The organism is Streptomyces huasconensis, assembly GCF_021028635.1.
Classification (GTDB): domain Bacteria; phylum Actinomycetota; class Actinomycetes; order Streptomycetales; family Streptomycetaceae; genus Streptomyces; species Streptomyces huasconensis.
In genome coordinates this window covers 6,895,339-6,907,680 of the sequence record NZ_CP086119.1, presented here as the reverse complement: position 1 = coordinate 6,907,680, position 12,342 = coordinate 6,895,339, and the positions used below count along the sequence as shown (strand labels likewise).

The window sequence follows — 12,342 nt, the reverse complement described above, 5'->3', positions numbered from 1 at the left end:
TCCGCTCCGCCCGCTGACGGCGGCGCCTTCTCTCTGCTGAATCCGCGCTCGCCGTCCCGGTTCCCGCCGGGCGGCCTTCTCGCGTTGCCCGGCTCCACTGCGAGCTGCGGAGCACACCTTGTACCCCACCACCCCGGCCCCCGAGGCCGTCTCCACCCTGTCCCCGTCCCCCGAAGCGGGCGGCTCTGCCCACCTCCGTGCCGACGGCGTCACCGTCACCCGCGGATCCCGGCGCGTCCTGCACGACCTGTCGGTCATCGTCTCCGCCCGGTCCCGGATCGCCGTCGTCGGCGAGAACGGCCGCGGCAAGACGACCCTGCTGCACGTCCTCGCCGGGCTGCTCACGCCCGACGAGGGCACCGTGCACCGCAACGGCACCATCGGCCTGGCCCGCCAGGAGCTGTCCGCGCGGGACGGGGAGACCGTCGGCACCCTCACGTCCGAGGCGCTCGCCGCGTCGCTCGCCGCGCTCGGCGCGCTGGACGAGGCGACCCGCGCCCTGGCCGAGGGCGACCCCACCGCCGATGACCGCTACGCCGCCGCGCTCGACGCCGCCACCCGGCTCGACGCGTGGGACGCCGAACGCCGCGTCGACGTCGCCCTCGAAGCCCTCGGCGCCTGCGCCGACCGCGACCGTCCGCTGTCGACGCTGTCGGTCGGGCAGCGCTACCGGGTCCGCCTCGCGTGCCTGCTCGGCGCGCGGCACGATGTCCTGCTGCTGGACGAGCCGACCAATCACCTCGACGCCGGCGGGCTCGCCTTCCTGACCCGCAGGCTGCGCGAGCACGACGGCGGCCTCGCCGTCGTCAGCCACGACCGTGCGCTGCTGCGCGACGTGGCGGACCGCTTCCTCGACCTCGACCCGGCCCGCGACGGAAGGGCGCGCCTGTACGCCGGTGGGTACGACGCCTGGCAGACGGCCCGGCGGCGCGAGCGGGAGCGCTGGGAGCAGGACCACGAGGAGCAGCAGGCCGAGCACCGGCGGCTGCAGGACGCGGTGTCGAAGGCCCGCGACCGGCTCTCCACCGGCTGGCGGCCCGACAAGGGCACCGGCAAGCACCAGCGCCAGTCCCGCGCCCCCGGGGTCGTACAGGCCCTGCACCGGCAGCGGAACGCGCTGGACGCGCACCGGGTCGACGTGCCCGAGCCGCCGTCGGCCCTGCGGTGGCCGGACCTCGGGGTCCGGCCGGGCGCACCGCAGCTGCGGGCGCATGGCGTCGCCGTCGAAGGGCGGCTGGCGGGCCCCGTCGACGTCGCCCTCGACGGCGGCGACCGGCTGCTGGTCACCGGAGCCAACGGAGCCGGGAAGTCCACGCTCCTCGCGGTCCTCGCGGGCGCCCTCGAACCGACGCACGGGTACGTCAGCCGGGCGCGCGAGGCGCGGGTCGTCCGGATCTCCCAGGAGACCGCCGAGCAGGACCCCGGGCTGACCGCCCGTGAGGTGCACGCCCGTCACGTGGGGCACCTCGTGGCCCGCGGGGCGCTGCGCGACGCCGACGCCGTCCCGCTCGGGGCGCTCGGGCTGCTGGACTCCGAGGCGATGCGGACACCGGTCGGGCGGATGTCGCAGGGGCAGCGGCGGCGTCTCGACCTGGCGCTGGCCCTGGCGGGGCGGCCCGGCCTCGTGCTGCTGGACGAGCCGACCAACCACCTGTCGTCCACGCTGGTCGACGAGTTGACCGAGGCGATCCGCGCCACGAGCGCCGCCGTCGTGGTCGCGACGCACGACCGGCAGCTGCTGCGGGACCTCGCGGACTGGCCCCGGCTCCACCTGGCCTGAGGGAGGAAAGGCCCGGCCCCGTCAGGCCAGGTGGCGGGGCAGCGGCCCCACGTCCGCGTGGCGGCCCGGCCGCAGGGCGGCGTGCCGCTGACCGGGGCCCGGGCCGGAGCGTGCCGCCAGGGCGTCGGCGACGGCGCCCGTGGCGAACGCGTAGACGGTCTTGTGCAGCAGGTCCACCACCAGTTCCTTGCGCGGCCAGGTCTGCGGCGGCGCTCCGACCCCCGTGGCGTTCTCCAGGATCTGGTCGTTGGTCAGGCGCACGACGGCGAACTGCGCCGAGGACACCGGCCCGCGCAGCCCGGCGTGCGCCATCACCGACCGCAGTACGCCCAGCAGCGCGCCCTGGCCGTAGTGCATCGCCAGGTTCACCGCCACCGGCTGACGTCCCGGCCGCTCCGCCCTGCCCGTCAGCCGCTCCAGGGTGCGCGCCGGCACATGGGAGTCGGGCCTGCCCGTCAGGCGCTGCTCGGCCTTCTCGCCCAGCGTCATCACCACGACTCCTGCCGTGCCCGCGAGGAGTCCTTGCCACAGCGCACGTTTGATCATGTCCCTACGGGTTCCCCCCTTCGCCCGTCCTCATCGCTCCTCACCCGTATGCGGCGCCGAGCGGGCTTCTCGGGGCCCACGCGGGTACACGTAGCGCACCCGAGCCCCCCCAGGAGATGCAGCCGCGATGAGCAGCAGCCGACCGGTTCCACCCGGCGCCACCGACGCCCACCCCCGACCGGAGCGGTCGCTGGCGGTGTCCGCGCTGATCGGAGTGGCGGTGATGGCCGCCCTCGACGAGATCGTCTTCCACCAGATCCTCCACTGGCACCACTTCTACGACCGGTCCACCCTGGGCATCGGCCTGCTGTCCGACGGGCTGCTGCACACCGGCGAACTCCTCGCCCTGGTCGCCGGGTTCTTCCTCTTCGCGGACCTGCGCCGACGCCGGGCCCTGTCCGTCGCGCACGCCTGGGCCGGGTTCTTCCTCGGGCTCGGCATCTTCCAGCTCTTCGACGGGATCGTCGACCACAAGCTGCTGCGCCTGCACCAGGTCCGCTACGGCGTCGACGTCACCCCCTACGACTGGGCGTGGAACGCCACCGGTCTCGTCCTGCTCCTGGTCGGCGCCGCCCTGGCCGTACGTGCACGCCGCCGCGCGTCACGGGACAGGCCGACGGCGTGACGCAGGCACACACCGGAGCCTGGCCATGGCCCCTCGGGTCCGTCGCCACCGCCGCCCAGCTGACGGTCGTACTGGTCGCGCTGGTCGTGCTCGCCTATCTGACGGCCGCCGCCCGCCTGCGCCGGCGCGGCGACGCCTGGCCGCGTCACCGGGACGCGTCGTTCACCGCCGGCGGTGCCGTCCTCGCCCACGCCGTCGTCGGTACGCCGCCGGGCGGGCCGTTCACCGCCCATGTCGCCCAGCACCTGGCCGTCGCCATGGCCGCCCCGCTGCTGCTGGTTCTGGGCCGCCCGCTCACCCTCGTCCTGCGCACCCTGCCGCCCGGCCGGGTCCGGCGCGGTCTGCTGGCCGTCGCGCACTCCCGGCCCGCCGCGTGGCTGCTGTTCCCGCCGCTGGCCGCCCTGCTGGACATCGGCGGCCTGTGGCTGCTCCACCGCACTCCCCTGCTGGCCGCCACCCACCACCGGCCGCTGCTCGGCGCCGCCGTGCACCTGCACGTCCTGGCGGCCGGGCTGCTGTTCACCTTCGCCGTCTGCCGGCTCGACCCGGTGCGCCGACGGTGGAGCCTCGCCTGGCGCGGCGCCACCCTGCTGGCCGCGGGCTGGGCCCACGCCGTCCTCGCCAAGACCCTCTATGCCGCTCCGCCGCCGGGCACCGGCTTCACGGCCGACGACGTGCACACCGCCGCCCGGCTCATGTACTACGGCGGCGACCTCGTCGAGATCGCCCTCGCCTCGGTGCTCGCCGCCCAGTGGTACGCCGCCGGTGGCCGCGCGCTGCGCCGCCGCGTGCGGCGCGCGCCGGGGAGTGCCGGACAGCACGCTGCCGGGGCCCAGGAAGGGCCCCGGCAGACGAACGGGAGGCCGACTGACGCCCGTGGCGGGCGTACGGTCAGTCGTCGAGCATGATGCGGTACCGCGCGATGTCGTGCCGCATGGTGATCTCCGCCTGGCCCTCGGCCTCGCGGTACTTGCCCGTGCCGCCGGTGACCTTCGAGTAGCCGCCGTGCGGGTGCGGACCGTAGTGGTCGATGGTGTCGCTCAGGCTGATGCCGCCCTTGTCGGTCCGCAGCACCCGGTGGCACAGGGCGACGTACCCGCGGTGGTTCACGTCGACCACGCTGCAGTGCGAGGAGGCGTCGCCGATCTTCTTGCCGGGGTGGCCCTTGCGGTTGGTGTACAGGTGCGAGTGGATGGTCCAGTCGACGCCGACACGCGCGTGCTTGGGCCTGCTGTCCGACTGCTTGACCGCCAGCCAGTCGAGGACCTTCACGTCCTTCTTGTCCTTGGCCTCGGGCTTCGGAGCCGCCTCGGCGGTACCGGCCAGGGCGGTGCCGGCCAGCATCGCGGAAGCGGCGGTGAGCACACCGGCGCGGAGCAGCCGGGTACGGGAACGGGTGCGCGGCAAGGGAACCTCCAAGAGGGGGGCGAGTGGAACGAGCCCACCTCAACTCCGGCGGAGCGCCACGGGCAATGACTTGGCCGCGTGGATCACCCGCCTGGTCGCGCGGTGTCACCCGTCGGCAGGCGGCCGACGCGTGAGTGACCCCGCGCCGCACACCGCCGCGTGCACCGCTGCTGGGTCGGTTGGCCGCCGGGCCGGAACACGTGCTGGATGGCACGCACACCTTCCTGGGCGAGAGAAAGAGTTGCGACCCTACCGGGTCACAACTCCCTTCTCGTCAGAGCGTGCTCATGCGCCGTCAGGGCGTCGTCGTCGACACCACGTACACCATGGGGTGCCGGGCGTTCGCGCGGTCGACGACCACGTCCAGCGTCGGTACCGGGTCCTTCTGCTCGTGGGTCAGGCCCGACCAGGGGCCGGGGCCCGTGAACTCCCAGCCGACGACGTTCTGGTCGCGCTTGCTGATGGTGATGTCCTTCGGCTTCAGCTTGCCGCTGTCCGTCCCGACCTGCTTGAGGAACTTGTCCAGGCCCTCGTTGCTCGTGAGGAACTGGACGTAGAGGCGGCTGGTGCGCCAGTTGTTCGTCTCGTAGTAGGCGACCTCCGCCGAGTACGGCGGGATCGGCACGTCGTACAGGCGGCGCTGCACCTTGGAGGGCCAGCCCTCGGTGAGGCCGGTCGCGGAGTACTTGTCCTCCTTGTCGCGGCCGCTGTTGCGGCTCTGGTTCGCGGAGATCACCAGGTAGCCGGCGGGGATGCCGATGAGGAGCACGATGATCGTCGCCGTCAGCCAGCGGCGGCGGATCATGTGGCGGTGGTCCTCGGTCCGGCCTCCGTCGCGCCCCGGCTCGTGGGCGCCGGGGAGGTCCGGGGGCGTGGGCTGGCGGGGGACGGTCATCTACGGGGTTCCCTGCGAAGTGCGGTCGTCGGTGCGGCGGGCCTCGGCGAAGCGCTCGTAGCGTTCGTGGCGCTCGACGCGACGGCGGTTGGCGCGGCGGAAGCGGCGGGCGACCAGGCGGGCCAGGTCGGCGGCGCCCACCATGCCTGCCTCGGGGCCCAGCTGGGCGCGGGCGATGCGGGCCTCGGGGCGGTAGCCGCGGCCGGTGAGGTGGCGGCGGAAGGCGTCGCGGGCCGGGCCGATCAGGAGGTCGTCGGCGGCGCTGACGCCGCCGCCGATCACGAAGCAGGAGGGGTCGAGCGCGGCGGCGAGGTTGGCGATGCCGACGCCCAGCCACTGGCCGATGTCCTGGAGCAGCTCCACGCACATCGCGTCGCCCTCGCGGGCCAGCTCGGTGATGAGGGGGCCGGTGATGTCGGGGACGTTGCCCTTGACGCGGTCGATGATGCCGTACGCCACCGGGGAGTCGGCGGCGGCCAGCTCGCGGGCCTCGCGGACCAGCGCGTTGCCGGAGCTGTACTGCTCCCAGCAGCCGCGGTTGCCGCAGGGGCAGCGGTGGCCGCCGGGGACGACCTGCATGTGCCCGAACTCGCCGGCGACGCCGAACTTGCCGCGCTTGACCTGGCCGTCCTCCAGGATCGCGCCGCCGATGCCGGTGCCGAGCGTGATCATGACGAGGTGGTCCTCGCCGCGGCCCGCGCCGAAGCGCCACTCGGCCCAGGCGGCGGTGTTGGCGTCGTTGTCCACCATGACGGGCACGGCGAGGCGGCCGGAGATGCGGTCGCGGAGCGGTTCGTTGCGCCAGGACAGGTGGGGGGCGAACAGGACGCGGTTGCGGTCCGCGTCGACCCAGCCGGCCGCGCCGATGCCGACCGCGTGCACGTCGTGCCGGTCGGAGAGGTCCAGGACCAGCTCGACGATGGTGTCCTCGACGACCCGGGGGCTCTTGGACTTGTCCGGGGTCTCCGTGCGGAGCGTCTCCAGGATGTTGCCGTCGGGGTCGACGACGCCCGCCATCACCTTGGTGCCGCCGATGTCGATGCCGACGGTGTTGACGCGGGGGGCCGTCAGGTGGGATCGGCGTTCGCGCGTGCCCACGGTCCGCAGGACGGTGGCTCGTGCGGAGCCGCGGTGCGCGAGGTCGCGGTAGGTGCTCATTGCGGCGATTCTGCCTCACTCTCGCGGGGGCGCGCACAACGGGATACGGGGTGTGGTCGCCGCGGGGGCGTTGGACGCCCTGTCCCTCCAGCGTGGCGGAGGTCGGCGGTGTCGCCCCCCAGGGGCGCGGGGAACTGCGCGCTCAGCCGACGAACAGCCGCAGACGCGACTGCCGAGAACGCAGCACACGCGTCTGCGACCAGGTCGTGGCTGGGCGCGCAGTTCCCCGCGCCCCTGGCGGGGCGCCCGGACGGAGGGTCGGCCGACGAAAAGGCCGCAGACGCGACTGCCGAGAACGCAGCACACGCGTCTGCGGCCACGTCGTGGCTTGTCGCGCAGTTCCCCGCGCCCCTGGCGGGGCGCTAGGCGCCCCGTCCCTCCAGTTCGTGACGGAGGTCGTCCAGTTCGTTGCCGCCCGCCATTTCTCGGGTCAGTTCGTCGAGGGTGATGTCCTCGCGGGCGTACGAGCCCGACATCACGCCCCGCTTCAGCAGCACGAAGCGGTTGCCGACCAGGTACGCGTGGTGGGGGTTGTGCGTGATCAGGACCACGCCGAGGCCCTGGTCCCGCGCCGCGGCCACGTACTTCAGGACGACGCCCGACTGCTTGACGCCGAGTGCCGCCGTCGGTTCGTCCAGTACCAGCACCTTCGCGCCGAAGTAGACGGCGCGGGCGATCGCCACGCACTGGCGCTCGCCGCCGGAGAGGGTGCCGATGGGCTGGTCCACGTCGCGCAGGTCGATGCCCATGCGCAGCAGCTCCGCCCGCGTCGTCTCGCGCATGAAGTCGACGTCCATGCGCTTGAAGGGGCCGACGCCCTTCGTCGGCTCGGAGCCGAGGAAGAAGTTCCGCCAGACCGGCATCAGCGGGACGACGGCGAGGTCCTGGTAGACGGTGGCGATACCGCGGTCCAGGGCCTCGCGCGGCGAGCCGAGCCGGGTCTCCTCGCCCTCGACCCGGAAGCCGCCCGCGTCGTGCTGGTGCAGCCCCGCGATGATCTTGATGAGGGTGGACTTGCCCGCGCCGTTGTCGCCTAGGACGCAGGAGATCTCGCCCGCGTGGACCTCCAGGGACACGCCTTCGAGGGCGCGGATGTTGCCGTAATACTTGCTGACGTCGTCCAGCTCGACGAGAGGCGTGCGCTCCGTCACGGGCGTCGCGTCGGTCTCTTCCGTCATTTCGTCGCCTCCGCGCGCTTGCGGACCCAGTGGTTGAGCAGGGTGGCCAGGAGCAGCATCACGCCGAGGAAGAACTTGAACCAGTCGGGGTTCCACTCGGCGAAGACGATGCCCTTGCTGACCATGCCGAAGATCAGCGCGCCGACGGCCGCGCCGACCGCGGAGCCGTAGCCGCCGGTGATGAGGCAGCCGCCGATGACGGCCGCGATGATGTAGATCAGTTCGTTGCCGACGCCCTCGCCGGACTGGACCACGTCGTAACTGAACAGCAGGTGCTGCCCGGAGATCCAGGCGCCGAAGGCGACGCCCATGTAGAGGCCGATCTTGGTCGCGGCGACCGGGACGCCGACCGCGCGGGCCGCCTCCTCGCCGCCGCCGACCGCGAAGATCCAGTTGCCGACGCGGGTGCGCAGCAGAATCCAGGTGGCGACCGCGATCAGGGCGAGCCACCAGACGATGGTGATCTTGAAGTCGACGCCGCCGATGGTGATGGTGGAGGCGAAGACGTCCTGGGCGGAGGAGAAGCCCTCCATGTCGGCGATCGACTTGGTGGAGACGGTCTCGCTGATCAGCTTGGTGAAGCCGAGGTTCATGCCGGTCAGCATCAGGAACGTACCGAGCGTGATGATGAAGCTCGGCGGATCGGTGCGGGTGAGCATGACGCCGTTGAAGACGCCGACCGCGAGGGTCGCGACGAGCGAGACGAGGACGCCGACCCAGACGTTCGCCGTCATCTGGTAGCTGAACATCGAGGAGATCAGCGCGGACGTCGTGACCAGGACGCCCGCCGAGAGGTCGAACTCGCCGCCGATCATCAGCAGCGCCACCGGCACCGCCATGATGCCGAGGGTGGAGGCGGCGTACAGCACCGTGGCGAGGCTGGTGGCCTGGAGGAAGCTGTCCGCGACGATCGCGAAGAAGACGAAGACGGCGACGGCGCCGACGACCGAGCCCAGCTCGGGGCGGCCGAGGAGCTTCTTCAGCGGCGAGGTCTTCAGCAGCCGCTCGTCGCCCTCGGCACCCGGTGCCGGTGCGGGCGCTGTGGCGGTCATCGGGTGCCTCGCTTCGCGTAATCCTCGAGCTCGTCGGCCTGGTCCTTGGTGACGATCTGCGGGCCGGTCAGCACGGGCTTGCCGCCGCCGAGCACGTCGGCGTTGTACTTGTACAGCCAGAGCAGGTCGACGGCCTGGTAGCCCTGGAGGTAGGGCTGCTGGTCGACGGCGAAGCCGAGGTCGCCGGATTTCAGGCCCGCGGCGACCTTCTCGTTGAGGTCGAACGTGGCGACCTCGGCCTTGCTGCCCGCGCTGTCCGCGGCCTTGACGGCGGTGTCCGCGAAGGGCGCGCCGAGGGTGACGACGGCGTCGACCGACTTGTCGCTCTGCAGGCGGGCCTCGATGGAGGACTGGACGTCGGGCATGTTGGTGCCGGTCACGTAGAGGTTCTGCATCGTGCCGTCGAAGGTCTTCTTGGCGCCCTCGCAGCGCTGCTCATGGCCGACGTTGCCCTGCTCGTGCAGGATGCACAGCGCCTTCTTCCTGCCGCGCTTGTTCAGCTCTTCGCCGACGGCCTCGCCGGCGATCGTCTCGTCCTGGCCGATGTGGGTGAGCGCGCCGAACTTCTTGGACTCGGCGGAGCCGGAGTTCACCGTGATCACCGGGATGCCGGCCTTCTTCGCTCGGGCCAGGGCGCCCTTCATCGCGTCGGGCTTGGCCAGCGTGACGATGATCCCGTCGACCTTCTTGTCGATGTACGAGTCGACGAGCTGGGCCTGCTGCTGGGCCTCGTCGTCATGGGCGTACAGGAACTTGATGTTGTCCTTGACCGCGGCCTGCTTGGCGCCGCTCTGCACGATGTCCCAGAAGGTGTCGCCATCGCCGGAGTGCGTGACCATGCCGAAGGTCCAGCGCGGCGTGTCCACGGCGGCCCTGCCGCCCGCCGCTGCCGCCTTGCGGGCGTCCTCGGCGCGCTTGCCGCCGGTACTGCTGCATCCGGTCAGTCCCGCGGTCACGCCGAGCACCGCCACCAGCACGGCCCCCACCGCGCGTACCCCTGTCTTCACCCTTGTCACGACGCCGTGCCCTTCTTGGTCTGCTGCTCCGTGCGGCCGGTCCGGATGCCCGGCCCCAGCCGCCCAAGTATCGACCACGCGGATCGCCCGAGCGCGGTTGGGGGAGTTCTAGCGGCGCTGACGCGGCACCGTCAATGACTTTGTCAGAACATTCTGACGACCGTGCCCGGTGGGGCCCCGCGGCGAGGCAGGCTCCTACGGCCGTACGAGGAGCTGGAACTCGAAGGAGTAGCGCGACGCCCGGTAGACGTGCGCACCGAACTCGACCGCGCGTCCCGTGTCGTCGAAGGTCGTGCGCCGCATGGTGAGCAGCGGGGCGCCCGGCGGCTCGGCGAGGCGCTCGGCCTCCTCCTCGGTGGCGGCGCGGGCGCCGACGGACTGCCGCGCGCTGTGCAGGGTCAGGCCGGTGGCGCGCATCAGGCGGTAGAGGCCGGTGGCCTCCAGGCGCCCGGTGTCGAGGTCGAGGAGTCCCGGCGGCAGGTGGTTGGTGAGGTACGCCATGGGCTCACCGTGGGCCAGCCGCAGCCGCTCGACGCGGTGCACCTCGTCGCCCTCGGCCACGCCGAGCGCGGCGGCCACCTCGGCGGAGGCCGGCTCGACGGTGTTGCGCAGGACGCGGGTCTCGGGCCGCTGGCCCGCCGCCTCCAGGTCGTCGTAGAGGCTGCTGAGCTCCAGGGGGCGCTTGACCTGGCTGTGCACGACCTGCGTGCCGACGCCCCGGCGCCGTACGAGCAGGCCCTTGTCGACGAGAGATTGGATGGCCTGGCGGACGGTGGGCCGGGAGAGGCCGAGCCGTCCGGCCAGCTCGATCTCGTTGCCGAGGAGGCTGCCCGGGGTGAGGGCGCCGCGCTCGATCGCCGCCTCCAGCTGCTGGGCGAGCTGGAAGTAGAGCGGGACCGGGCTGCCGCGGTCGACGCCGAGCCGGAGGGTCACGGTGGGGTCGTCGGCCCGACCGTGCTGAGCTGATCTGGCGGCTGGTTTGGACACGGGCCGAGCGTAGTCCGGGGAAATGACGGCGGGAAGTCAGGAAGTTCTGTTGTCCGGACAAGACGCGGACGGCGCGGGCAGCACATGGGCTCGACGCTGACACGCTGCCGTGCGAGATCAGCGCGCACCGCCTCGGTTGGTTCGTTTGTCCTGACAAAGGATTGACAGGGCGGGCGGCTATGAGGAGGGTGGCCCCATGCGCATCGGACTGATCGGAACGGGCCGTATCGGCACCTTTCACTCGGCGGCCCTGAGCCGTCACCCCGACGTGACGTCACTCGTCGTCGCCGACGCGGACCCGGTGCGGGCGGCCGATCTCGCCGCGCGGACCGGAGTGGTGCCCGCGCCCTCGGTGGACGACGTCTTCACCATCGGGGTGGACGCGGTGGTGATCACGGCGGCGACCGCGGCCCATGCCGAGCTGATCGGCCGGGCGGCGCGGGCCGGGCTCCCGGTGTTCTGCGAGAAGCCCATCGCGCTCGACCTGCCGGGGACCCTGGCCGCGCTCGCCGAGGTCGAGGCCGCGGGCACGGTGCTCCAGCTCGGCTTCCAGCGGCGCTTCGACGCGGGGTACGTGACGGCGCGCGAGGCGGTGCGGGCGGGCCGGCTCGGGCGGCTGCACACCGTGCGCGCGATCACCTCGGACCCGGCGCCGCCCCCGCCCGCGTACCTGCCGCTGTCCGGCGGCCTCTACCGCGACTGCCTGGTCCACGACTTCGACGTGCTGCGCTGGGTGACGGGGCGCGAGGTGACCCAGGTGTACGCGACCGGCTCCGACGCGGGCCCCGCGATGTTCCGCGAGGCGGGCGACGTGGGCACGGCGGCGGCGCTCCTCACCCTCGACGACGGCACGCTCGCCACGGCGACGGCGACCCGGCTCAACGGCGCGGGCTACGACGTACGCATGGAACTCGCCGGTGAGCTGGACCAGTTGGCGGTCGGCCTGGACGACCGCACGCCCCTCACCTCCGCGGAACCGGCGGGCCCGCCCGCGCCGGGCAATCCGTGGCCCGGCTTCCTTGAGCGCTTCGCCGCCGCGTACGAGGCGGAGCTGGCCGCCTTCGTCGCGGTCGTACGCGGGGAGCGGGCGAACCCCTGCGACGGCCGCGAGGCGCTGCACGCGCTGCGGATCGCGGAGGCGTGCGAATTGTCGCGGCGGGAGCGGCGGCCGGTGCCGATGGCGGAGATCGCCACAAGTTGAGAAGCGTTGAGGAGGCTTGAGGAGCCGCGCCCGGCCCTCACGCCGTGGAGAGCACGGTCCCCTGGGCGATGGCGCACAGCGTCCGGCCGTCCTCTTCGCTCACGCCCGCCTCATCCGTCACGCTGAACAGCTCGCAGCGGACCACCGCCTGGCGTCGGCCCGTGTGCACGACGACGGCGTGGGCGACCAGCCTGGCGCCGGTCGCGGGACGTACGTACTGGATGGAGAAGCCGGAGGTCAGCACGGCGGGGCCGAGAGTGGTGCCCGCGGCGAACGTGATGCTGTTGTCGGCGGCGTAGGCGAGGACTCCGCCGTGCAGGAAGCCGTTCTGCTGCCGCAGTTCCTCGCGGGCGCCGATCTCCAGGGTGGCCGCGCCCTCGCCGAACCGCGTGATGCGCGCCCGCACGAGCCTGCTGAACGGCTGGGCGTCGAGGACCTTCTGGGCCATGGCGAGGTCGATGGGCTCGGGCGGCGTCTCCGTCATGCACGACTATTAC

13 protein-coding genes are annotated in these 12,342 nt (G+C 72.7%); 4 read left to right on the top strand and 9 right to left on the bottom strand.

Going from position 1 to position 12,342, the window contains the following annotated elements; genetic code table 11:
* Positions 1–118: 118 nt before the first annotated feature.
* Positions 119–1,780, top strand: a complete 1,662-nt coding sequence (locus J2N69_RS30835; RefSeq protein ID WP_230903626.1) for an ABC-F family ATP-binding cassette domain-containing protein — start codon at positions 119–121, stop codon at positions 1,778–1,780.
* Positions 1,781–1,801: 21 nt separating this feature from the next.
* Here the strand turns inward: J2N69_RS30835 and J2N69_RS30830 are convergent, their stop codons facing one another.
* Positions 1,802–2,326 (bottom strand): hypothetical protein, encoded by a 525-nt coding sequence (locus J2N69_RS30830; protein WP_230903625.1) that lies wholly within the window; start codon positions 2,324–2,326, stop codon positions 1,802–1,804.
* 127 nt (positions 2,327–2,453) lie between these two features.
* On the opposite strand from J2N69_RS30830, the gene J2N69_RS30825 reads away from it, so the two are divergent.
* Together J2N69_RS30825 and J2N69_RS30820 are read left to right on the top strand one after the other, a co-directional pair.
* On the top strand, positions 2,454–2,951 hold the full coding sequence (locus J2N69_RS30825) for a DUF2243 domain-containing protein (RefSeq protein ID WP_230903624.1): 498 nt from the start codon (positions 2,454–2,456) through the stop codon (positions 2,949–2,951).
* The gene (locus J2N69_RS30820) at positions 2,948–3,859 is read left to right on the top strand and encodes a cytochrome c oxidase assembly protein (RefSeq protein ID WP_230903623.1); all 912 of its coding nucleotides are present in this window, start codon (positions 2,948–2,950) and stop codon (positions 3,857–3,859) included. The genes J2N69_RS30825 and J2N69_RS30820 overlap by 4 nt, the downstream gene beginning before the upstream one ends.
* Here J2N69_RS30820 and J2N69_RS30815 read toward each other — a convergent pair.
* The 7 genes from J2N69_RS30815 to J2N69_RS30785 form a co-directional block, all read right to left on the bottom strand.
* Positions 3,843–4,358, bottom strand: coding sequence for a hypothetical protein (locus tag J2N69_RS30815; RefSeq protein WP_157996645.1), 516 nt, complete (start codon positions 4,356–4,358; stop codon positions 3,843–3,845). The genes J2N69_RS30820 and J2N69_RS30815 overlap by 17 nt on opposite strands.
* Positions 4,359–4,653: 295 nt before the next feature.
* Positions 4,654–5,253 (bottom strand): sugar kinase, encoded by a 600-nt coding sequence (locus tag J2N69_RS30810; RefSeq protein ID WP_230903622.1) that lies wholly within the window; start codon positions 5,251–5,253, stop codon positions 4,654–4,656.
* Complete coding sequence (locus J2N69_RS30805) at positions 5,254–6,411, bottom strand: ROK family glucokinase (RefSeq protein ID WP_230903621.1); 1,158 nt, start codon at positions 6,409–6,411, stop codon at positions 5,254–5,256. It abuts the gene before it with no gap.
* A gap of 362 nt (positions 6,412–6,773) precedes the next feature.
* Positions 6,774–7,589: an ATP-binding cassette domain-containing protein gene (locus tag J2N69_RS30800; protein WP_127911933.1), complete on the bottom strand. Its 816-nt coding sequence runs from the start codon at positions 7,587–7,589 to the stop codon at positions 6,774–6,776.
* Positions 7,586–8,641, bottom strand: coding sequence for an ABC transporter permease (locus J2N69_RS30795; RefSeq protein WP_230903620.1), 1,056 nt, complete (start codon positions 8,639–8,641; stop codon positions 7,586–7,588). The genes J2N69_RS30800 and J2N69_RS30795 overlap by 4 nt, the downstream gene beginning before the upstream one ends.
* Positions 8,638–9,627 carry a sugar ABC transporter substrate-binding protein gene (locus tag J2N69_RS30790; protein ID WP_392720841.1) on the bottom strand — a complete coding sequence of 330 codons (990 nt, stop codon included), beginning with the start codon at positions 9,625–9,627 and terminating at the stop codon, positions 8,638–8,640. Before J2N69_RS30790 ends, J2N69_RS30795 begins: the two co-directional genes overlap by 4 nt.
* 225 nt (positions 9,628–9,852) lie before the next feature.
* Positions 9,853–10,590 (bottom strand): GntR family transcriptional regulator, encoded by a 738-nt coding sequence (locus J2N69_RS30785; RefSeq protein WP_230904943.1) that lies wholly within the window; start codon positions 10,588–10,590, stop codon positions 9,853–9,855.
* A gap of 250 nt (positions 10,591–10,840) precedes the next feature.
* Between J2N69_RS30785 and J2N69_RS30780 the strand changes: the two genes are divergently transcribed.
* Positions 10,841–11,845 (top strand): Gfo/Idh/MocA family protein, encoded by a 1,005-nt coding sequence (locus tag J2N69_RS30780; protein ID WP_230903618.1) that lies wholly within the window; start codon positions 10,841–10,843, stop codon positions 11,843–11,845.
* Positions 11,846–11,882: 37 nt separating this feature from the next.
* On the opposite strand, the gene J2N69_RS30775 is transcribed toward J2N69_RS30780, so the two are convergent.
* Positions 11,883–12,329 (bottom strand): PaaI family thioesterase, encoded by a 447-nt coding sequence (locus tag J2N69_RS30775; RefSeq protein WP_230903617.1) that lies wholly within the window; start codon positions 12,327–12,329, stop codon positions 11,883–11,885.
* Between the last annotated feature and the right edge of the window lie 13 nt (positions 12,330–12,342).

Bases quoted from the DNA above. Each gene is read 5' to 3' on its own strand.
- J2N69_RS30775 (WP_230903617.1), bottom strand. From the start codon at position 12,329: ATGACGGAGACGCCGCCCGAGCCCATCGACCTCGCCATGGCCCAGAAG.
- J2N69_RS30780 (WP_230903618.1), top strand. From the start codon at position 10,841: ATGCGCATCGGACTGATCGGAACGGGCCGTATCGGCACCTTTCACTCG.
- J2N69_RS30830 (WP_230903625.1), bottom strand. From the start codon at position 2,326: ATGATCAAACGTGCGCTGTGGCAAGGACTCCTCGCGGGCACGGCAGGA.
- J2N69_RS30810 (WP_230903622.1), bottom strand. From the start codon at position 5,253: ATGACCGTCCCCCGCCAGCCCACGCCCCCGGACCTCCCCGGCGCCCAC.
- J2N69_RS30800 (WP_127911933.1), bottom strand. From the start codon at position 7,589: ATGACGGAAGAGACCGACGCGACGCCCGTGACGGAGCGCACGCCTCTC.
- J2N69_RS30795 (WP_230903620.1), bottom strand. From the start codon at position 8,641: ATGACCGCCACAGCGCCCGCACCGGCACCGGGTGCCGAGGGCGACGAG.
- J2N69_RS30805 (WP_230903621.1), bottom strand. From the start codon at position 6,411: ATGAGCACCTACCGCGACCTCGCGCACCGCGGCTCCGCACGAGCCACC.
- J2N69_RS30825 (WP_230903624.1), top strand. From the start codon at position 2,454: ATGAGCAGCAGCCGACCGGTTCCACCCGGCGCCACCGACGCCCACCCC.